Raw genomic sequence first — 20,377 nt, forward strand, 5'->3', positions numbered from 1 at the left:
GGAACGCATCCAATGGAAGCGTCGGGTGTCGGTGACACGATGTCCATAACGACCGCCGGAATCCAGCTTGCCAGAACTGTTATATTAGTGCAATAGTCATCATCCGCGGTGAGAAATTCAATCCGCAACCGAGAGCCTGGACTGAGCCGCGTGTTCAAAAGCCCGGATGTTCAAGCCAGTTCGAAGAGGGGTCGAGCTGCGTTGAAGAAACTATTATACTAACATATCGATGGCCGATACAGAGGATGATCGGCCAGCCGCCAGGAGGAACCTAGCCAGATATGACTGTCGCCGACGATTGCGCCTTGGACATGCGAGGCATCAGCAAGACGTTCCCGGGCGTGAAGGCTCTGTCCAACGTCAATTTCGCCGTAAAATTCGGTACCGTTCATGCGGTCGTGGGTGAGAACGGCGCCGGCAAATCGACGCTCATGAAGGTCCTCAACGGATCCTACGCGCCCACCAGCGGCACAATCAGGGTCGGCGGCGCCGAGGTGCGCATGCGCCAGCCCGCCGACGCCCAGGCGCTCGGCATTCGCATGGTGCACCAGGAGATCAATCTGGTCCCCGACCTGACCGTCGCCGAGAACGTCTATCTCGGCCGCATGCCCGGCAAATGGTCCTTTCTGCGCAAGGGCGAGATGATCCGGGCGGCCGCTGCCGTCCTCGACGAACTTGGAGCGGCCATCAACCCGCGTGAACGGCTCGGCAACCTTTCTATCAGCCAGCAGCAGCTCGTCGAGATCGCCAAGGCCTACGCGGCGCAGCCCAGGATCATCGTCCTGGACGAACCGACATCCAGCCTCAGCGAGCATGAGACGGCGGCGTTGTTCCGGATCCTGCGCAAGATGCGCGATGACGGCATCGCCATCATCTACATCAGCCACCGACTGAAGGAGGTGCTGGAAATCGCCGACGAGGTGACTGTGCTGCGCGACGGCTCAATGATCGAGACGCGTCCGATCGAAGGCATAAATGCCGCTCACATGATCAGGCTGATGGTCGGTCGCGAAGTCAGCAATGTCTTCCCGAAAAGCCCGGCCGAGATCGGCAAGTCGGTGCTGCGCGTCGAACGCATCAGCGACGGCACGCGCTTCCGCAATGTCAGCTTCGATGTACGCGCCGGCGAGATACTGGGCTTGACGGGGCTGGTGGGCGCTGGCCGCACCGAGGTCGCCCGCGCAATCTTCGGCCTGTCGCGGCTTGTCGAGGGCTCGGTCAGCGTCAACGGACGCGAGGTCTCGATCAACTCGCCATCCCAGGCGGTCAGGGCAGGCATTGCCTATGTTCCGGAAGATCGCAAGGGCGACGGCGTCGTGCCTGGAATGTCGATCCGGGAAAACATCAGCCTGCCCATACTGCGCCGCCTGAGCCGTTTCGGGCGCATCAGCCGCAGCGCCGATCACTCGCTTGCCGCGGACTCGGTCAAGCAGTTTTCGATTTCACCGCCCGACGGCGAACGGCGCATCAGCCTTCTGTCGGGCGGTAACCAGCAGAAGGCGGTCATCGCCAAATGGCTTGCCGCCAAACCTTCGGCCTTGATCCTCGACGAGCCGACGCGGGGCGTCGACGTCGGCGCCAAGGCCGAGATCCACCACATCATCGGCCAACTCGTCGCCGGCGGCATGGCGGTCGTGATGATCTCGTCGGAGCTGCCCGAAATCCTCGGCGTCTGCGACCGCGTGGTGGTGATGCGCGATGGCTATGCCTCCGAGCCTCTCCTGCGCAGCGAATTGAGCGAGGAGCGCATCATGGCGCTAGCCACGGGGGAGGAGACGGCGTGACCGAAGCTGCCATGGAGATCGGCGGCGTGAACCGCAACGACCGCTTTACGCGTGGCAGCAGGCTTGTCGATGTCCTGTCGAAGGCGGGGCTGGCCTTCGCTATCCTCGCCGTGATGCTCTACGGCTCCTTCGTCAGCCCCGCCTTCTTCACATCAGGCAATTTGCTCAACGTCCTGACCTCGATGTCCATCGTCGGCATCGTCGTAGTCGGCATGACCTTCGTGCTCGTGGTCGGCGGCCTGGCCGACCTGTCGGTGCCGGCCACCATCGCCTGCGGCGCCATCCTGTCGCTCGGGCTGCAGCCGATGATCGGGCCGCTGCCGGCCTTCGTGCTGGCGGTTGGTCTCGCGGGCCTCATAGGCCTGCTCAACGGGGTCCTGGTCGGATATGTCGGCATCAATCCAATCATTGCCACGCTCGGCATTGGCACGATCGGACTGGGCATCGTCCAGGCGGCTGTCGGCGGGGTCATCGTCTATGGCAGCAATCCCGCCTCCGCCGAACTCGCCAAGGGCCGGCTGTTCGGCATTCCCGTCGTGGTGCTGATCTTCCTGGTCATTGCTCTTGTCGGCCATTTCGTCCTGTCCCGCTCCTTCTGGGGCAGATGGACGCTTGCCACCGGCGGCAATTACAGCGCCGCCGAGGCAAGTGCGGTTCCGGTGCAGGCCGTGAAGGCTGGCGCCTTCGTGATCACAGCACTCGCTTCCGGCATCAGCGGCGGCCTGCTCGGGCTGACGCTGCAGAGCGCGCGGCCGCTCATCGGCGGCGGCTACGAATTCAGTGCCATCACGGCGGTGGTGGTCGGCGGCGTGTCGATCGTCGGCGGCTTCGGATCGGTGCCACGGGCCATTGCCGGCCTCATCTTCGTGCAACTGCTGACCAACGTCATGGTGCTCGACGGTGTGCGCACGCCGATCCAGGGTTTCGTGCTCGGCATCCTGATCGTCGGCGCCGTCGGCATGGATGCGGCGCTGCGCAAGCGGGGCGTGTCGTGATGCGTTTTCTTTCGCTTGTCTCGCAGTATCGCGTCATCGTCATTCTCGGTCTGACGCTCGTCATTTCCGCGCTGGTGGTCCCCGGCTACCTCTCGGCATCGACCCTCGGCCTCGGCCTCGACCGGGCGGCGACGATCGGCCTGATCGCGATCGGCCTGACGGTGCTTTTGATATCGGGCCAGATCGACCTCTCCGGTGGCGCGGTGTTTGCCCTGGCCGGCATCGTATCGGTCATCCTGCAGCGAGAGATCGGCATCCTCCCTGCCGCGATCGTCGGCATCCTGGTCGGTACCCTGGCAGGCGCCGTCAACGGCATGCTGGTCGTCGGCCTGAAGGTGAATTCGCTCGTGCTGACGCTCGCGACGATGCTCATCTTCCGCTCGCTCGCGCACTGGATCACCAACAGCCAGCCGGTGACCGGAACCGACATCATGCTTTCCCTGGCGCTGGCCAAGATCTATCTCGATGTCTTCACCCTCCGCAGCGCGCTGTTCATCGCCCTGATCGTGCTGCTGCATTTCTGGCTGACGCGCACCATACCTGGGCGTAACGTCTTTGCGGTGGGATCCAACCCGGCGGCTGCCAAGGAAAGCGGTATCGCCTCGGACCGTATCGTCTTTCTCGGCTTTGTCTTTGCCGGCACGCTTGCCGGCCTGGCGGGGGTTCTCCAGAGCCTCGTCACCAACACCGGCTCACCCGTCTTCGGCTCGGAACTGACGGTCGCCGTCATTGCCGCGGTCGTTGTCGGCGGAACTCGTCTCGAAGGCGGCAGGGGATCCGCGCTCGGCACGCTCGGCGGCGTGCTGACAATCGGCTCGCTGACCATCGCGATGGAGTTCCAGTCCGTTCCCGCATACGTCCAGCAGGTCGTGTCCGGGCTTATCCTGATCCTGCTCGTCGTGCTCGATCGGGCCGTTACCACCAAGGGGAGGGCTCCGGGCACGCGCCCGGCGCTCGTTCGCGACAATCCAATCACTCAAGGAGGAACCACATGATTGGGAGGAAACACATGATTGGCAAGAAAAGCATGCTTCACGTCGCCGCCATGGCGGCTGTGCTGGCATCGACGGGCTGGGCCAGCGCCAAGACGGTCTGCTACGTGACGGCAGCGGATTCGCATGCCTATGCGACGCCGGCCAACAAGGCGCTTCAGGCGCGCGCCGCGGAACTCGGCATCGAGATCCTGAGCCTCAGCCAGGATTTTGATGTCCAGAAAGGCACCGAGCAGCTCAACACCTGCGTTGCGCGCAAGGTCGACGGCATCATCCTGTGGCCGCTCGACCCGCAGGCCTACATACCGGGACTGGCGCGCGCGCAGCAGGCGAACATTCCGGCGATCCTCATCAATTCGCCGATGAGCGACGATGCCAAGCCGTTCATCAAGTCGTTCACCGGGCCTGATGTCTATGAGGAAGGCAAGCTGGCGGCGGACTCGCTGAGCAAGGCGCTCGGCGGCAAGGGCTCCGTCGTCATCATCGCCGGCCAGGCCGGCAACGGCACCACGATCGGACGTGTCAGCGGCTTCACCGACCGTCTCAAGGAAACCAATGCCGACATCAAGGTGCTCGACACGGTCAATGCCGACTTCGACCAGCAAAAGGCACTGGTGGTCAGCCGCGATCTGATCACACGCTTCGGCGACCAGATCAGCGGTGTCTACGCCAATGACGACACGATGGCCCGCGGCTTCATCGACGCATGGAAGGAGGCCAACCCCTCCAAGGCCGCACCGCCGATTGTCGGCATCAATGGCCAGAAGGATGCGTTCGAATCCATCCGCACCAATGAGATGTACTCGACCATCGTCCAGTCGCCCGTCGAGGATGGCCGCCTGGCGATCAACACGATGGCCGAGATCATCGACGGGAAGCAGGTCAAGGACCGGCTGCCCATCCCGCTGACCGTCGTCACCAAGGACAACGTCAACGCGGTCGAACCCGCGTTCTGATTCAGGAAGGCCGGCCCGGTGCACTCGGGTCGGCCTCACCGCCGACGCGTTGGAGAGAGAAATTCTAATAGCGGCGACAGAATTGGAATAAACTAACTCTACAGAGTTTGTGGAATAAGCAATCTGCACTGGCGATCTGGTTTCCACCCGGACAGGACCACGCCATGCCCACTCTTTCGCATCAGCTACTCACCAAAGCAGGCATATCCGGCCGCCTTCGCCAGGCAGCGGGAGAAAGGCCATGAGCCGGGTCGTGCCAGACCGCATCAAGGTGCTCTGGTTTCTGCCTACGCATGGCGACAGCCGCTACCTCGGCACGGCCGAGGGCGGCAGATCGGTCGATCTGCCGTATCTGACGCAAGTGGCGAAGGCGGCCGACACGCTCGGCTACTATGGCGTGCTGTTGCCGACCGGCCGCTCTTGCGAGGATTCCTGGGTGATCGCATCGGCCCTCGTACCGATGACCGAGCGCTTGCGTTTCCTTGTCGCCGTGCGGCCCGGTTTGCAGTCGCCGACGCTGGCCGCGCGCATGACTGCGACGCTGGATCGCATCTCCAATGGCCGCCTGCTGATCAACGTCGTCACCGGCGGCGATCCGCTGGAGAACAAGGGCGACGGCATCTTCCTGTCGCATGCCGAACGCTATGAGGTGACGCAGGAGTTCTTGCAGATCTACAAGCGGGTGCTGAGCGGCGAGACGGTGGGGCACGAGGGCAAGCATTTCCACATCGAGGACGGCCGGCTGCTGTTTCCGCCGGTGCAGACGCCATATCCGCCATTGTATTTCGGGGGCTCGTCCGACGCTGGGTCCGTGGTGGCGGCGCAGGAGATCGACAAATATTTGACCTGGGGAGAGCCGCCAGCCGATGTCGAGCGCAAGCTGGACGGCATGCGTGAACTGGCGCAGAAGGCTGGCCGCAAGCTCTCCTTCGGCATTAGGCTGCATGTCATCGCCCGCGAAACCACCGAGGAGGCCTGGGCCGCTGCCGACAGGCTGATCAGCCGGCTCGACGACGCGACGATCGCCTCGGCGCAGAAGGTCTTTGCCCGCATGGATTCGGTCGGCCAGGCGCGGATGAGCGCATTGCATGGCGGCAATCGCGCCAAGCTCGAGATCGCCCCCAACCTCTGGGCCGGCGTCGGCCTGGTGCGCGGCGGCGCAGGTACCGCACTTGTCGGCGATCCCGACACGATCGCCGAGCGCATCGACGAGTACCGGCGCCTCGGCATCGATACCTTCATCCTTTCCGGCTATCCACATCTCGAAGAAGCCTATCGCTTCGGCGAGCTGGTGCTGCCGAAACTGCCGACCGACCATCCGGTCAAGGCAGCCGGCTCGTCCGTAAACACCGGTCCGTTCGGCGAAACCATCGCCGGCGACCACCGGCCGAAGTCGCTCGCCAGCGCCTCGTGAACTTGCTTCCTGCGTCCTCGCGGTTGCGCGTCGCCATTATTGGCGGCGGCTTTTCCGGTGCGGCGGTGGCGTGGCACCTGGCGCAAATGCCTCGACCGGAGCGCATTTCCATTTCCGTGATCGAGCCGCGACCCTGGATTGGCGGTGGCCTTGCCTATTCCAGCGAGGAACCCTCTCATCGGGTCAATGTTCCCGCGGTCAGGATGAGCATGGCTCCCGACGACCCGCAGCATTTTGCACGCTGGTTGACTGGCAGCGGAGAACTCGAACACGACCCGGATGCGATCTGGATGAACGGCGACGCTTTTCCGCGCCGGCGCGTGTTCGGTCGCTATGTTGCCGAGCATCTGGCGCCGCATCTCAATTCCGGCCTTGTCCATCATGTTGAAGGTTCCGCCACACGCGTGACACGCGATGCCAGTGGCGCGGGCTGGACCGTGCACACCTCTGCCGGACCGGTCGCCTCCGACATCGTCGTTCTAGCAGCAACGCATCCGCAGCCTGCAATTCCAGCCGCGTTGATCCACCTGACGGAAGCGCCGGGTTTCATCGCCGACCCATACGCAGCCGCGGCGCTTGCCGGGATCGGGCCGGACGCCTCGGTGCTGATCGTTGGCTCCGGGCTGACCTCGGCCGACATGGTCGCCGAACTTGACCGTCGTGGCCATCGTGGCCGCATCCTCACGCTGTCGCGCCGCGGCTTACGCTCGCGCGGACACCCCGATGTCAGGGGCGAGCCTTTTGGCGATTTTGCATCCGCGCCGGCGACGACGGCGCTCGGCCTGCTCAGGACCATTCGCGCGACGCTGGCAGCGGCAAGAGCGGCCAATGTCAACTGGCAGTCGGTCTTCGATCAGCTGCGCCTGCAGGGGCCGGTGCTGTGGGCCGCACTTGCCCCGCCGGAGCGGGCAAGGCTGGTCCGCCAGCTGCGCGTGTTCTGGGACGTGCATCGTTTCAGGATCGCCCCGCAGGTCGCCGCCGTGCTCGACCGGCGCCATGCCGCCGGTACAGTCGACACCATTGCCGCCAGGCTTGTTGCGTCGAACGATGAGGACGGCAGCCTGGCTGTCAGCTTTCAACGGCGCGGGCAGACCCGGATCGAGACGGCGCGCTTCGTTGCCGTCATCAACACCACCGGTCCGGCCCATGGGCAGGCGCTGCAGCTGAACCCGGCGCTGAGCTCGCTGGCGGAAACCGGCTTGATCAGGACGGACCAATATGGGCTTGGCATCGAGACAGGTCTCGACAGCCGCGCGATCGGCCGGGACGGTGAGGCGGTCGCGACACTCCTGGTCGCCGGCCCGCTGGCACGAGGGACTTTCGGCGAGCTCATGGGTCTGCCGGAAGTCGCCCGCCATGCCCAGGCGGTCGCGGTTGAAATTGCCAAGCTGCTGGAAACGCTGCCGTCAGCGCAGGCCATCGGCGCCAATGCCGCGCAGGGTCCGGTCATGAGCTGACACCGGCAAACCGGGTTGGCCGAGCAAAATTGGTATTTCCGTCCCAAGAGGGGCTCAAAAACGGAAAATCCTTCTTTGTATATAGATTCTATAAACATAATAAATACCGACGAAACCGGCTGCGGTCGGATCGATCAACGAGATGGCCTGAATGGGAGACAGTTCATGGCACACGCAGAGACCGACTCGATCAAGTTTGCTTACTGGGTGCCGAATGTTTCGGGCGGCCTTGTGATCTCCAACATCGAGCAGCGCACCAACCATTCGGCCGAGTACAATCGCAAGCTGGCGCAGATCGCCGAGAAGTCCGGCTTTGATTACGCACTCAGCCAGATCCGCTTCACCGCCGGCTACGGCGCCGACGAGCAGCATGAATCGGTGGCGTTCAGCCATGATCTGCTGGCGGCGACCACAACGCTCAAGGTCATCGCGGCGATCCTGCCCGGACCGTGGAACCCGGCGCTGGCGGCCAAGCAGATCGCCACCATCAGCTATCTCACCAATGGCCGCGTCGCGATCAACCTCGTCTCCGGCTGGTTCCGTGGCGAGTTCCATGCCATCGGCGAGCATTGGCTCGACCATGACGAGCGCTATCGCCGCTCGGAGGAATTCATTCGTGCGCTGCGCGGAATATGGACCGAGGACAGCTTCACCTTCCGTGGCGATTTCTACCGCTTCAACGAATATTCGCTGAAGCCGAAACCGCCGCATCCGCTGCCCGAAATCTTCCAGGGCGGCTCGTCGCGCGCCGCGCGCGACATGGCATCGCGGGTCTCGGATTGGTACTTCACCAACGGCAACACGCCGGCCGAAATCGCCAAACAGGTCGACGACATCCAGGCCAAGGCGAAGGCCAACAACCATTCCGTCAAGGTCGGCGTCAATGCCTTCGCCGTCGTCCGCGAGACCGAGGATGAGGCCAGGGCGGTGCTCGCCGAGATCATCGCCAAGGCCAACCCCGAGGCGGTCAACGCTTTCGGCCACGAGGTCAAGAACGCCGGCAAAGCTTCGCCGGAAGGCGAGGGCAATTGGGCGAAATCCTCCTTCGACGATCTGGTCCAGTACAATGACGGCTTCCGCTCGAACCTGATCGGCACGCCAAGGCAAGTCGCCGAGCGCATCGTCGACCTGAAGCGCGCCGGCGCCGATCTCATCCTGCTCGGCTTCCTGCACTTCCAGGAAGAGGTCGAGTATTTCGGCAAGCATGTCATCCCGCTGGTCCGCGAACTGGAAAACGCCGAGGCGGCGGCGTCGCTGGCGGCGGAGTAGCCATCCCGCAGCCTGGCCCGCCACGGTCCGGCCAGCACACGCATGAAGGTTGCCGGCGCGCTCGATCCGTCGAGCGGCAATGAGGTTTTGCGCGCCTAATCAAGGACGATTGGAATGCCGTTGCCCAGTTATACTCTCGGAGTGATGGACGCTTCGGTCTATGCGCCGGAAGTCTTTGCGCGCGGCCTGCCGTCAAGCCCGCGGGAGCAGCAGTCCGAAGCCGGCAGCGAGGCGATCGGCTCCGTTACTGGTGTCGCCGCTCCGCTGCTTTCGCTCCAGGGCATCGGCCTGTCGTTCGGCGGCGTCGTCGCACTGGCCGATATCGACCTGTCGGTTCACCCAGGCGAAATTCGCGCCATCATCGGCCCGAACGGCGCCGGCAAAAGCTCGCTGATCAACGTCATCAGCGGCGTCTATCGGCCGGATCGCGGCCACGTCCGGCTCGACGGCACCTTCTATGCCCAGGTGCCGACGCAGCAGTTGGCTCACCTCGGTGTCGCCAGAACCTTCCAGAACCTTGCACTGTTCAAGGGTCTCAGCGTCCTCGACAATGTCGCTTCCGGCCTCGCCTACAAGGTTCGCTCCAACTTTGCCGGCCAGGTGCTCGGCATCGGCCGCTCGCGCGGCGAGCAGCGCGAAACACGCAGCCGCGCGGAACAGATCCTCGAATTTCTCGACCTCACCGCCATTCGCGACCGTCTTGTCGGCACCTTGCCTTACGGACTGCAGAAGCGTGTCGAACTGGCCCGCGCACTGGTGGCCGAGCCGCGTCTGCTTTTGCTCGACGAGCCGATGGCCGGCATGACCGCGAGCGAAAAGAGCGAGATGGCGGCTTTCGTCCGTGCCGCGCGCGATCGTTTCGCCACCACCGTGGTGTTGATCGAGCACGATGTCGGCGTCGTCATGGGCCTGTCCGACCGCATTGCCGTTCTCGACTACGGCCGCAAGATCGCCGACGCCACGCCAGACGAGGTCAGGAACGACCAGCGCGTCATCGATGCCTACCTCGGCGTCGCCTCGGACAATGAGGACGGGGCAGGCATATGATCGCCGATTTCGACTACCAGTTCTTCATCGAAGTGCTCGTCGGCGGCCTGCTCTCCGGCGTCATGTACTCGCTGGTCGCGATCGGCTTCGTGCTGATCTACAAGACCTCGGGCGTGCTCAATTTCGCGCAAGGCGCGATGCTGTTGTTCGCGGCACTCACCTTCGTCAGCCTTATCGAGCGCGGCATCCCGTTCGCGCTGGCGCTGGTGATCACTTTCGCCATCATGGTCGCCATGGGTGTCGCCATCGAGCGCACGGTGCTGCGGCCGCTGACCAACAAGCCGCCGATCACACTGTTCATGGCGACGCTCGGCCTGTCCTACATCATCGAGGGCGCCGCCCAGCTGATCTGGGGCACGCAGGTCCACGGCCTCGATCTCGGCATCGAGGACGTGCCGCTGGAAATCGGCGGCGTGCTGATCAGCCAGTTCGACATTTTTGCCGCAGTGGTTGCCGCCGGCATGGTCCTCTTGCTGTCGCTGTTTTTCCGCTACACCCGCATCGGCCTCTCCTTTCGCGCCGTCGCCGACGATCAGTTCGCGGCCCTCGCGGTCGGTCTCAGGCTGCCGCTGATCTGGGCCACCGTCTGGGCTGCTGCCGGTCTTGTCGCACTGGTGGCGGGACTGCTCTGGGGTGCGCGCCTCGGTGTGCAGTTCTCGCTGTCGCTGGTGGTGCTCAAGGCGCTGCCGGTGCTGGTGCTCGGCGGCTTCGATTCCATCCTCGGTGCCATCGTCGGCGGGTTGCTGATCGGCGCCAGCGAGAAGCTCGCCGAGGTCTATATCGGCGACTATTTCGGCGGCGGCATAGAGAGCTGGTTCGCCTATGTCGTCGCGCTGGTCTTCCTGCTGATCCGTCCTTCCGGCCTGTTCGGCCAGAAGCTCGTCGAGAGGATCTGAGCCATGACCGCCATAACAAGCGATTTCTCGTCCGCGCCGGTGCTGCCGAAATGGGTCGTGCCCGTGTTGCTGCTCGCCTTCGCCTATGGCGTCGTGCCGCTGATCGGCTCGAGCTATCTGTTCGAGGCCATCCTGCTGCCGTTCCTGGCGCTCAGCCTCGCCGGCGTGGGCTTGAACATCCTCACCGGCTATGCCGGCCAGGTTTCGCTTGGGAGTGCTGCCTTCATGGCGGCCGGCGCCTTCGCCGCCTATAATTTCAACCTGCGCGTCGAAGGCCTGCCGCTGATCGGCAGCATCTTCCTGGCCGGCATCGTCGCCGCCGCAATAGGCATCGTCTTCGGCCTGCCGAGCCTGCGTCTGAAGGGTTTCTATCTCGCTGTCTCGACGCTTGCCGCGCAGTTCTTCGTGCAATGGGCACTGACCAAATTCAGCTGGTTCTCCAACAACTCGGCTTCCGGCGTCATCGACGCGCCGAGATTGTCGATTTCAGGCTTCGCGCTCGACGGCGCCATCGGCCGCTATCTCTTCGCCTTGACCATCGTCACCGTTCTGACCTTCCTCGCCCATCGGCTGGTCTCGTCGCAGACCGGGCGCAACTTCATCGCCATCCGCGACAATGAAACCGCCGCCCGCATTATCGGCATCCCGGTGCTGAAGACCAAGCTGCTTGCCTTCGCCATCTCGTCCTTCATCATCGGCGTCGCCGGCGTCATCTGGGCCTTCGCGTATCTGCGGACCGTCGAGCCGGATGGCTTCGACCTCGACCGGTCGTTCCAGATACTGTTCATCATCATCATCGGTGGCCTGGCTTCGATCCGCGGCGCATTTTTCGGCGCCGCCCTCATCGTGGTCTTCCCGCTCGCTCTGTCGCGCCTCGGCGGCTTCCTGCTTGGCGATCTCTTCGATTCGGGCGTGCTCGACATGAGCCAGCGCATCGTGCTGGGCGCGCTCATCATCCTGTTTCTGATCCTTGAACCCGACGGGCTGGTGGCGCTGTGGGACAGGGTCCGAAGACGGCTCGTGTTCGCCTGGCAGTCGACCTGAGCCCATGCATCCACTCCGAACCGACGTTTGAAAATGAACCAGAGGCCGAACCCAAGACGGCCCATACCGGGAGTACCTCAACCATGAATTTCCTGAGCACAATCAAGGCGGCGGCGCTGTCTGCGGCGATGATCGTGTCGGTGGCCTTGCCCGCCGCGCACGCCGACGAACAGTATTTCCCGCTGCAAAGCTATCGCGTCGGGCCGTATGCTGCCGGCGGCACCGGCTTCTTCGGCGGCTTCATCGATTATCTCAACCTCATCAACATCCGTGACGGTGGCGTCAACGGCGTCAAGCTGACCTGGGACGAATGCGAGACCCAGTACGAGGTCGAGCGCGGCGTCGAATGCTACGAGCGGCAGAAGAGCCACGCCGGTGCCGCTGCCTGGAACCCGCTCTCGGTCGGCATCGCCTACGCCATGATCGACCGCATCACCGCCGACAAGGTGCCGCTGATCACCGTCAACCACGGCCGCACCGATTCCACCGACGGACGCGTTTTCCCTTACGTCTTCCCGCTGCTGCTCAATCCCTACAGCGAGACGTCAGGCATCGTGAACTACATCGCATCCAAGGAAGGCGGCATCGACAGGCTGAAGGGCAAGAAGATCGTCGTGCTCTATCACGGCTCGCCTTACGGCAAGGAAACCATCCCGATCTATGAATTGCTGGCGCAGAAATACGGCTTCACCGTGCAGCAGATCGAGGTGCCGCATCCCGGCAACGAGCAGCAGTCGCAGTGGCTGACGATCCGCCGCGCCAAGCCGGATTTCGTCGTCCTGCGCGGCTGGGGCGTGATGAACCCGGTGGCGCTGAAAACGGCGGTCAAGGTTGGCTTTCCCGTCGATCACATCGTCGGCAATGTCTGGTCGAACTCGGAAGAGGACGTGATCCCGGCCGGCGACGCCGCCAAGGGCTATACCGCCATCACCACCCAGGCTTCCGGCAATTCCTACCCGGTGGTGCAGGAGATCGTGAAGACGGTCTATGGCGCCGGCAAGGGCAACCTGGAAGACAAGGCGCGCATCGGCTCGGTCTACCACAACCTCGGCATCGTCAACGGCATCCTCAATGTCGAGGCGATCCGGGTCGCGCAGGAGAAGTTCGGCCACCGCACGCTGACCGGCGACGAGGTCCGCTGGGGCTTCGAACACCTCAAGCTCAATCCGGCCAAGGTCGAGGCGCTTGGCGCCAAGGACCTGTTCCACTCGATCAATGTCAGCTGGGACAATCACGAGGGCGAGGGCTACGTGACCTTCCAGCAGTGGGACGGCAAGAAGTGGAACGTCGTCTCCGACTGGATCGCGCCGGACTGGGCGCTGCTGCGGCCGATCATCGAGAAGTCCGCCGAGGCTTACGCCGCCGAGAAGGGCATCAAGCTGCGCACCGCCGACGATGCCAACGCAGTGACCACCAACTGATCAGGCAGAGCCGGGCGCAGCGGATAGGGTTCCGCAGCGCCCAGCCTGTTCGGTTCATCGAACCACAAAATGAGAGCCCCATGCCGGACGATGACGTCATTCTTGCCGTGGATACGGTTCATGCCACCTACAACCACGCCATCACGGCGCTGCACGGCGTCAGCTTCGAACTTCGGCGCGGCAAGATCCTGGCATTGCTTGGCGCCAATGGCGCCGGCAAGACCACGACGCTCAAGGCCGTCTCCAATTTGCTGCCGGCCGAGCGTGGCCAGGTCAATGCAGGCACCATCCGCTATGAAGGCTCGGATGTCTCGCGCCGCAAGCCGGGCGATCTCGTGCGCGCCGGCCTGGTCCAGGTGCTGGAAGGCCGGCATTGCTTCAAGAGCCTCACCGTCGAGGAAAATCTGGTTGCCGGCGGCATTGGCCGCAGCGGCCGCCGCGCCGAGATCAACGAAGATCTCGAGCGGATCTACGGCTATTTCCCGAGGCTCAGGGAAAAGCGCCGAACATTGTCCGGCCTGACTTCTGGCGGCGAACAGCAGATGACCGCCATCGGCCGGGCGCTGATGTCGCGGCCGCGCCTGCTGGTCCTCGACGAACCGTCGATGGGTCTCGCCCCGCTCATCGTCCAGGACATCTTCCAGACGCTCAGAAAGCTGAACCGCGAGACCGGCCTGTCGATCCTGGTCGCCGAGCAGAATTCGGCGGTGGCGCTCCGTTATGCCGACCACGCCACTGTGCTCGAAAACGGCGTCTCCGTTCTCACTGGTGCGGCCGCCGAGCTTCGCCAGCGCGAGGACATCAGGGCCTTCTACCTCGGTCAATCGACCGCCGGGCAACAGCCTTCGCCCACCGTCAAACTAGCCCATCTCCATGCCGTTGCCTGAAATGAAATCCGAAGGAGCAGTGAAATGACCGTTTCGACCGTCAAGACCGACCAGGCTTCCGCCGCCATCCCGCCAGTCGCGCGGCCAACCGCGCCGGCGCACATCATCAAGGACGCCGCCGAGGCGATTGCTATCGCCCACGCGCTCGCCGCCGAATTCGTCAAGGACTCCTCAAGGCGCGACCGCGAGCGGATCTGGCCGGTTGCCGAACTCGATGCCTTTTCGCAAAGCGGCCTGTGGTCGATCAACGTGCCCAAGGCATTCGGCGGGCCGGAATTGTCCTATGCGACGCTGGCGAAGGTGATCGAGATCATCTCGGCGGCCGATTCCTCGATCGGCCAGATTGCCCAGAACCATCTCGGCGTGGTCGCCGCCATCCGCACCGTGTCCGACGCGGACCAGCAGAAGCTGCTGTTTGCCGAAGCGTTGAAAGGCACGCGGTTCGGCAACGCCTTTTCCGAGTTCGGCTCCAAACGCGCCGCCGATTTCGAAACCCGCTTCACCGATGCCGGCGACCATGTCGTCGTCAATGGCCGCAAATTCTATTCGTCCGGCGCGCTGCTCGCTCATCTCGTGCCGATCGTCGCGCTCGATGACCAAGGCCGTGCCTGGTATGCGATCGCCGACCGCGGCGCGCCCGGCCTGACCGTCATCGACGATTGGTCGAGCTTCGGCCAGCGCACGACGCTGTCCGGCACCGTCATCATCGACCACGTCAAGGTGCCGAAGACGCATCTGGTGCCAGGCTACAAGGGTTTTGACAGGCCAACCGCCGACGGCGCCATCTTCCAGATCATCCAAGTGGCGGTCGACACCGGCATCGCCCAGGCAGCGATCGACGAGACGGTCAATTTCGTCAGGACCAAGAGCCGAGCCTGGATCGACAGTGGCGTCGACAATGCCTGGGACGATCCCTACACCATCCAGGCCATCGGCGACCTGACGCTGCGCCTGCACGCGGCGCAGGCGCTGCTGGAAAAGGCCGGCCTGGCAATCGACCGGGCGGTGATCGAGCCGACCGCCGACACGGTGGCGCACGCCCAGATCGTCACCGCCGAGGCAAAAATCCTGTCGACCGAGATCGCCATTGCCGCCACCAACAAGCTGTTCGAACTTGCGGGAACCCGCTCAACGCTGGCCGAACACAATCTCGACCGGCATTGGCGCAACGCGCGCACGCACACGCTGCACGATCCGGTGCGCTGGAAATATTCGATCCTCGGCAAATATTTCCTCAACGGCGAAAACCCGCCGCTGCACGCCTGGAGCTGATTTCTCACCGGCGGGCGAGAGGCTCGCCACAGCAAAATTTTTCGGCCACTATACCCCAAGAGGTTCACTGCCATGTCAAATCCAACAGTCGTCGGCTTTTCCGGCAACATCACCCGGCCGTCAAAGACGCGCGCCTTCGTCGATCTGGTCACCAGGGACATCGCCGCCAGCCACAGCCTGTCGGCGACCACTTATGATATCGAGGATCTCGGCCCGTCGCTCGGCACGGCAAGATGGGCCCGCGACCTCGATAGCCAGGCCCGGGCGATCCTGGACGAAGTCCTCGCTGCCGACGTGCTCGTCGTCGGCTCGCCGACCTACAAGGGCAGCTATACCGGCCTGTTCAAGCACTTCTTCGACCTGATCGATCCGGCAGCGCTGCGGGGGAAGCCCATCGTGTTGACGGCGACCGGCGGTGGCGAGCGCCACGCCTTGATTGTCGAACATCAGCTGCGGCCGCTGTTCGGCTTCTTCGAGGCCTTTGCGCTGCCCACCGCCGTCTACGCCACCGACAAGGATTTCACCGACGGCGTGCTACACTCCGAGGCGATCCTTAAGCGTGCCGCGCAGGCGGTCGACGAGGTCGGCTTCGTGCTGGCCAACCGCTCGGCAGGCAGGATCGCCGCCGAATAAACGCCGTCGGCGGATTACGCCGCAATCGAAATTCGCGTAATGATTGATCTCGCTTACGCAATTTACGACTGCCCGCTAAAAACGTTCCTGTCTGATTCGTCTGGGACAGGAACGTCATGAGCAAAGCCCTCACATCCTTCGCATTGGTCGCCGTGCTGACCGCCTTGCTCATGGCGTTGAGCCTGGCTGTCGCCAGGCACGGCTATCCCTATGGTGCCATCGGCGTCAGGCGCCTTGACGGCATCGCCGACGCCGGCGTGTTCATCCCGATTGCCGCTGTCTATTTCTTCAGCGCAATGCTGATGATGATCCTGCCGATCAGGGCGGCCGGCATCGTCCTGACCCATGCCGCCGACGCCCTCTTCTGGACCGTGATTGCACTGTTTGCGACCATCGTCGGCTGTCTTGTCGCCAGATGGGCGTTCGGGCAGGGCAGCGCCGTGTGGGCATTGCTGAACTGGCGGTTCCTGTTTGCGGCGGCGATCGTCGGTTGTCACTTCGTCATGAACGAGCTGCGCCGCAACGTGCTGCTGCGCAGCCTGTTCTTCGTGGTCTTTGCCGCCGCGACGCTGGCCTGCCTGTTCTGGTCGTTCACGCTCTGACCGGATCGCACTGCCGCCGGCTAAGCGGCTGATCCGGCGGCGATGTTGCCGATGGCAATTTCCATCCATGTCCAGAGATAGGCAGCAAGACCGCGATCGACATGGATGCGCAGCTTGCCGTCATGGCAATAGACGACGGCGCTGATGCCGGCGAAGGAAAGCGCTGCACTGGCACTTGGCTGGCTGGGATCGAGCGTCGTTCCACGCGCGATGAAAGCATCGAGCGCCGTGCCCTCGGCCTCGAATATTTGCAACCCGGCGCTGATCGCCGTCGCCGCGAACCCGTCTGCATGCCAGCCCGTGGGGATGGGGAGCGGGCTCTTCGACACGACGAGCAACCGGTCGCGCGCCAGCCGCGCCGCATAGCGGTCGCCCTGTGCGGTACCAAAAGCACCCACGCCAGTTCCGTCGACACCGGAAGCCCTTGCCCACGCGTCGAGGTCGCCACTGACCAGAAGCTGGTTGAGGCCGCAGATCGCGCTGACCGCAAGGCCCGGCGTGGCGATGACCGCGCCCTGCCAGTCCGGTGCAACGGACCATTTTTCCGCGAGATCACGCATGCAGCCGCTCTCCTGCCGGGTCGAAGGCGCAAGGGGCGGTAATCGTCGCCTTGCTGATCTTGCCGAGATGCTGGATGTCGATCGTCTCGCCGTGCCGCGTCGCGCCGCGCTCGATCAGCCCAAGCGCAACCGGGCGGCCGAGCGTCGGGCTCTGGTAGCTCGAGGTGACAAAGCCCTGGCTGCGCAATCTGCCGTCGCTCCGTTTGATGCCGTGCGCGCCGGTCGGCAGCGGCGCTTCGCCTTGCGGCACCGCCAATCCGACAAGCTGCATGCGGTTGTCACGCGAGGCCTCCTCTGTGAACAGCGAGCGGCGGCCGACGAACTCGGTCTGGCGCTTGGCGCGCGGACCGTCGACGCCGAGATCATGCGGCAACGTGGTGCCGTCAGTGTCCTTGCCAATGACGATAAAGCCTTTCTCTGTCCGCAGGATCATCAGCGCCTCGAGTCCGATGACGACGGCCTCGAGCGCCTGGCCGGCCTCGCGCAGATGCGCCCATAACGGCTCGGCGCGATCGGCCCGGATGGAGATTTCGTAGCTCCGATCCCCGGTGAAGCTGACTCGGGCGATGCGGACTTCGTCGCCGGCATAGGTGCCATGACCGATTGCCATATGCGGCAGGTCGGCATCGTCGAGCGAAAGACCGAGATCCAGCGCTCCGAGCAGTTTTCGGGCGTTCGGTCCTGAAACTGTCAACGTTGCCATGTCCGATGTGGCGTTGTGAATATAGACCGCGCTACGCCCAAAACGGTCCTGACGCCATTCCTCCAGCCGGGCGTGCACGGCAGCGACATGCGAGGACGAGCCCGAGACGACGAAGCGATGCTCGTCCAGCCGCACCAGAACGCCGTCGTCGAAGACCACGCCGTTCTCCGACAGCATGAAGCCGTAGCGGCAGCGGCCGGGCTTCAGCGTCGACATGGTGTTGTAGTACAGAAAATCCACGAATGCCGCCGCCTGCGGCCCGATCACCTCGATCTTGCCGAGCGTCGAACCATCGAACAGCGCCACGGATTGACGGGCGCGCCGTGCCTCGTCCGCGATCGAACGCTCCGCATCTGCGTAGCCACCATAGTGGGCCGGGCGCAGCCAGCCGCCATATTCCTGAAAGACGGCGCCATTGGCGCGGTGGACATTTTCGAGCGGCAGCCGGCGCACCGGTGCCATCAATTCGCCGACGCGCGTGCCGGCAAAGCTTGCCAGCGGCACCGGGGTGAATGGCGGACGATAGGTGGTGGTGCCGACCTCCGGCACCGTACGCCCGGTGATACCGGCCATCAGCGCCAGGCCGGGCAGGTTGGAGGTCTTGCCCTGGTCGGTCGCCATGCCGAGCGTGGTGTAGCGCTTCAGATGTTCGACCGAGACGAAGTTTTCGCGCGCTGCCAACTCGACGTCCTTCACGGTCACGTCGTTTTGATAGTCGATCCAGATGCGTCCATTCGAGCCCGGCATCGGCCATGCGGCGACTATGCCGTCCGTCGCCTCCGGTCCGGTGCTCCGCGGTAGGGGAGCCTTCGTCTGGCCGAGCGATGCAACGGCGGTGCTGGCACCAGCAAACACCTCCGACAAGGAAACCGCGCCGGCAGCCGCACCTGCCACCGCGATGTTATCAACCGGATCGCCCGGCAGAAAGGCCGCGCGCGCCTCGCTCCAGGCGAGCTTGCCCTTGGCTTGGCCGAAGAGATGGATGGTCGGCGTCCAGCCGCCCGAGATCAGGACGCAATCGGCATCGAACCTCGTGCCGTCGTCGAGCGTTACGCCGTCGACGCGCAGCCTGCCGCTGGCGGATATGAGAGAACGCCCTTTGGCCAGCCGGACATTGGCCGGCGCGGCAGGCGTGCCGTCGCGCCGGATGTCGACAAGCCTGACTTCGGCGCCGGCCTCGGCAAGCGCCCCCGCCACCTCATAGGCGCTGTCATTGCTGGTGGCGACGACGATGCGGCGGCCGACCAGCACAGCGTGGCGCCGGAGATAGGCGAGCGCCGCATCCGCCGATAGGATGCCCGGCAGGTCGTTGTTGGCGAAGGGCAGCGGCCGCTCGATGGCGCCGGCCGCCAGCACGATCTGGCGCGGCCTGACCCGCCACAGCGTATCCGGCCGGCCGTCGAGATGACGCTGGTTCAGCCCGACCAGATTGTGGTCGTAAATGCCGAAGGCGATGGTCGAAGGCAGGATGAGGTGACCGCCAGCGGCAAGCTCGGCAATCGTCTCCTTGACCCATACGGCCGCCGGCTTGCCGTCGATCTCCGCGGCACGATGGCCGAGCGATCCGCCGGGGCTATGCTGGTCGTCGACCAGTGTGACGGTCAGGCCAGCACCAGACGCCAGCCTTGCCGCCGCCAGCCCTGCGGGTCCCGCGCCTACAACCAGCACATCGCAATGATGGTTGATCTGGTCCGCCGTGCCCGGCGAGATCCAGTCGGCGTCGACTGTGCCCAATCCCGCCATGGCGCGGATGCGCGGCTCGAACCTGTGCCAGTCCGGCCACATGAAAGTCTTGTAGTAGAACGCCGCCGGTATGAAGCGCGCGAAACGGTCGAGAAAGGCGTTGCGGTCGGCCAGCGCGCTGGGCGTGGCGTTGACGCTTTTCGCCACCAGCCCGTCGCGCGCCGGCTCGGTCGTGGCGCGCGTGTTGGGCTTCGCTGGCACGCTGCCGCCGAGATCGACCAGCGCGTTCGGCTCCTCGACGCCGGCACCCCAGATGCCGCGCGGCCGGTGATATTTGAAGCTGCGGCCGACGACCGCGACGTCGCCGGCCAGCAGCGCCGAGGCGATGGTGTCGCCGGCAAAGCCATGCACGGTGGCGCCGTCGAAGCTGAAGCGGATCGGGCGCGAGCGGTCGATGGCGCTGCCGCCGGCGGCAAGACGCGAGGCGGTCACGCGGCATGCTCCCCGTCGAGAGCGGCCGAAGACAGCACCTTGTGGGTGATGGTGTCCCGCCCCATGACGAAGAACTCGCCGCAAATCATGTGAACCCAGATCTCGCGCGCCGTGCCTTTCGGATTGCCGCGCAGATAGAGGTACTCAGCCCAGCGATCGATCGGCACGTCGGCACCGTCAGGCCTGATGTTGCCGGCATCGCCGCCATAGTGGAATTCGGTCTCGTCACGCGGGCCGCAAAATGGGCAAGGGAACAACTGCATGATTGCC

General features: G+C 64.3%; 18 protein-coding genes. 15 read left to right on the forward strand and 3 right to left on the reverse strand.

Translation table 11 applies throughout. From position 1 onward, the window contains the following. The first annotated feature begins 281 nt into the window (after positions 1-281). The 15 genes from NKH97_RS14545 to NKH97_RS14615 all read left to right on the forward strand — a co-directional run bounded on the left by NKH97_RS14545 (position 282) and on the right by NKH97_RS14615 (position 16,669). Entirely contained in the window at positions 282-1,784 is a 1,503-nt protein-coding gene (locus NKH97_RS14545) for a sugar ABC transporter ATP-binding protein (RefSeq protein ID WP_352439788.1), read from the forward strand. Beyond that, a complete protein-coding gene (locus NKH97_RS14550) occupies positions 1,781-2,779 on the forward strand; it encodes an ABC transporter permease (protein ID WP_352439787.1) in 999 nt (332 codons plus the stop codon). The genes NKH97_RS14545 and NKH97_RS14550 overlap by 4 nt, the downstream gene beginning before the upstream one ends. Next, positions 2,779-3,774, forward strand: coding sequence for an ABC transporter permease (locus NKH97_RS14555; protein WP_127322263.1), 996 nt, complete (start codon positions 2,779-2,781; stop codon positions 3,772-3,774). Before NKH97_RS14550 ends, NKH97_RS14555 begins: the two co-directional genes overlap by 1 nt. Positions 3,775-3,788: 14 nt before the next feature. Beyond that, positions 3,789-4,727, forward strand: a complete 939-nt coding sequence (locus NKH97_RS14560; RefSeq protein WP_128302819.1) for a sugar ABC transporter substrate-binding protein — start codon at positions 3,789-3,791, stop codon at positions 4,725-4,727. Positions 4,728-4,968: 241 nt separating this feature from the next. Continuing rightward, positions 4,969-6,141: an FMNH2-dependent alkanesulfonate monooxygenase gene (gene ssuD, locus NKH97_RS14565; protein ID WP_352611578.1), complete on the forward strand. Its 1,173-nt coding sequence runs from the start codon at positions 4,969-4,971 to the stop codon at positions 6,139-6,141. After that, a complete protein-coding gene (locus tag NKH97_RS14570) occupies positions 6,138-7,598 on the forward strand; it encodes an FAD/NAD(P)-binding protein (RefSeq protein ID WP_352797506.1) in 1,461 nt (486 codons plus the stop codon). The genes ssuD and NKH97_RS14570 overlap by 4 nt, the downstream gene beginning before the upstream one ends. Positions 7,599-7,763: 165 nt before the next feature. After that, entirely contained in the window at positions 7,764-8,867 is a 1,104-nt protein-coding gene (gene sfnG / locus NKH97_RS14575; protein ID WP_352551211.1) for a dimethylsulfone monooxygenase SfnG, read from the forward strand. A gap of 114 nt (positions 8,868-8,981) precedes the next feature. Further along, entirely contained in the window at positions 8,982-9,914 is a 933-nt protein-coding gene (locus NKH97_RS14580; RefSeq protein WP_352551209.1) for an ABC transporter ATP-binding protein, read from the forward strand. Beyond that, on the forward strand, positions 9,911-10,810 hold the full coding sequence (locus tag NKH97_RS14585) for a branched-chain amino acid ABC transporter permease (RefSeq protein ID WP_352439783.1): 900 nt from the start codon (positions 9,911-9,913) through the stop codon (positions 10,808-10,810). Before NKH97_RS14580 ends, NKH97_RS14585 begins: the two co-directional genes overlap by 4 nt. A gap of 3 nt (positions 10,811-10,813) precedes the next feature. Continuing rightward, complete coding sequence (locus NKH97_RS14590) at positions 10,814-11,854, forward strand: branched-chain amino acid ABC transporter permease (protein ID WP_023811540.1); 1,041 nt, start codon at positions 10,814-10,816, stop codon at positions 11,852-11,854. A gap of 83 nt (positions 11,855-11,937) precedes the next feature. Further along, a complete protein-coding gene (locus NKH97_RS14595) occupies positions 11,938-13,275 on the forward strand; it encodes an ABC transporter substrate-binding protein (RefSeq protein WP_352797513.1) in 1,338 nt (445 codons plus the stop codon). Positions 13,276-13,355: 80 nt separating this feature from the next. Continuing rightward, complete coding sequence (locus NKH97_RS14600; RefSeq protein WP_352797516.1) at positions 13,356-14,162, forward strand: ABC transporter ATP-binding protein; 807 nt, start codon at positions 13,356-13,358, stop codon at positions 14,160-14,162. Between the two features lie 24 nt (positions 14,163-14,186). Further along, complete coding sequence (locus NKH97_RS14605) at positions 14,187-15,434, forward strand: SfnB family sulfur acquisition oxidoreductase (protein WP_352797520.1); 1,248 nt, start codon at positions 14,187-14,189, stop codon at positions 15,432-15,434. 72 nt (positions 15,435-15,506) lie between these two features. After that, a complete protein-coding gene (gene msuE / locus NKH97_RS14610) occupies positions 15,507-16,067 on the forward strand; it encodes an FMN reductase (protein WP_023811544.1) in 561 nt (186 codons plus the stop codon). A 116-nt stretch (positions 16,068-16,183) separates the two neighbouring features. Then, complete coding sequence (locus NKH97_RS14615; RefSeq protein WP_023811545.1) at positions 16,184-16,669, forward strand: hypothetical protein; 486 nt, start codon at positions 16,184-16,186, stop codon at positions 16,667-16,669. Positions 16,670-16,689: 20 nt separating this feature from the next. Here NKH97_RS14615 and NKH97_RS14620 read toward each other — a convergent pair whose 3' ends face one another. The 3 genes from NKH97_RS14620 to NKH97_RS14630 are packed head-to-tail and all read right to left on the reverse strand — an operon-like array spanning position 16,690 to position 20,370. Then, complete coding sequence (locus NKH97_RS14620) at positions 16,690-17,229, reverse strand: hypothetical protein (protein WP_352797525.1); 540 nt, start codon at positions 17,227-17,229, stop codon at positions 16,690-16,692. Continuing rightward, the gene (locus NKH97_RS14625) at positions 17,222-20,107 is read right to left on the reverse strand and encodes a sarcosine oxidase subunit alpha family protein (protein ID WP_352797528.1); all 2,886 of its coding nucleotides are present in this window, start codon (positions 20,105-20,107) and stop codon (positions 17,222-17,224) included. The genes NKH97_RS14620 and NKH97_RS14625 overlap by 8 nt, the downstream gene beginning before the upstream one ends. Beyond that, complete coding sequence (locus tag NKH97_RS14630) at positions 20,104-20,370, reverse strand: sarcosine oxidase subunit delta (protein WP_023811548.1); 267 nt, start codon at positions 20,368-20,370, stop codon at positions 20,104-20,106. Before NKH97_RS14630 ends, NKH97_RS14625 begins: the two co-directional genes overlap by 4 nt. Between the last annotated feature and the right edge of the window lie 7 nt (positions 20,371-20,377).

Origin of the sequence: Mesorhizobium sp. M0870, from assembly GCF_040319775.1 — a bacterium.
GTDB lineage: Bacteria > Pseudomonadota > Alphaproteobacteria > Rhizobiales > Rhizobiaceae > Mesorhizobium.

Bases quoted from the DNA above. Each gene is read 5' to 3' on its own strand.
- NKH97_RS14585 (WP_352439783.1), top strand. From the start codon at position 9,911: ATGATCGCCGATTTCGACTACCAGTTCTTCATCGAAGTGCTCGTCGGC.
- NKH97_RS14605 (WP_352797520.1), top strand. From the start codon at position 14,187: ATGACCGTTTCGACCGTCAAGACCGACCAGGCTTCCGCCGCCATCCCG.
- NKH97_RS14630 (WP_023811548.1), bottom strand. From the start codon at position 20,370: ATGCAGTTGTTCCCTTGCCCATTTTGCGGCCCGCGTGACGAGACCGAA.
- NKH97_RS14600 (WP_352797516.1), top strand. From the start codon at position 13,356: ATGCCGGACGATGACGTCATTCTTGCCGTGGATACGGTTCATGCCACC.
- NKH97_RS14545 (WP_352439788.1), top strand. From the start codon at position 282: ATGACTGTCGCCGACGATTGCGCCTTGGACATGCGAGGCATCAGCAAG.
- NKH97_RS14580 (WP_352551209.1), top strand. From the start codon at position 8,982: ATGCCGTTGCCCAGTTATACTCTCGGAGTGATGGACGCTTCGGTCTAT.
- msuE (WP_023811544.1), top strand. From the start codon at position 15,507: ATGTCAAATCCAACAGTCGTCGGCTTTTCCGGCAACATCACCCGGCCG.
- NKH97_RS14555 (WP_127322263.1), top strand. From the start codon at position 2,779: ATGCGTTTTCTTTCGCTTGTCTCGCAGTATCGCGTCATCGTCATTCTC.
- NKH97_RS14615 (WP_023811545.1), top strand. From the start codon at position 16,184: ATGAGCAAAGCCCTCACATCCTTCGCATTGGTCGCCGTGCTGACCGCC.
- ssuD (WP_352611578.1), top strand. From the start codon at position 4,969: ATGAGCCGGGTCGTGCCAGACCGCATCAAGGTGCTCTGGTTTCTGCCT.
- NKH97_RS14620 (WP_352797525.1), bottom strand. From the start codon at position 17,229: ATGCGTGATCTCGCGGAAAAATGGTCCGTTGCACCGGACTGGCAGGGC.
- sfnG (WP_352551211.1), top strand. From the start codon at position 7,764: ATGGCACACGCAGAGACCGACTCGATCAAGTTTGCTTACTGGGTGCCG.
- NKH97_RS14590 (WP_023811540.1), top strand. From the start codon at position 10,814: ATGACCGCCATAACAAGCGATTTCTCGTCCGCGCCGGTGCTGCCGAAA.
- NKH97_RS14595 (WP_352797513.1), top strand. From the start codon at position 11,938: ATGAATTTCCTGAGCACAATCAAGGCGGCGGCGCTGTCTGCGGCGATG.
- NKH97_RS14560 (WP_128302819.1), top strand. From the start codon at position 3,789: ATGATTGGCAAGAAAAGCATGCTTCACGTCGCCGCCATGGCGGCTGTG.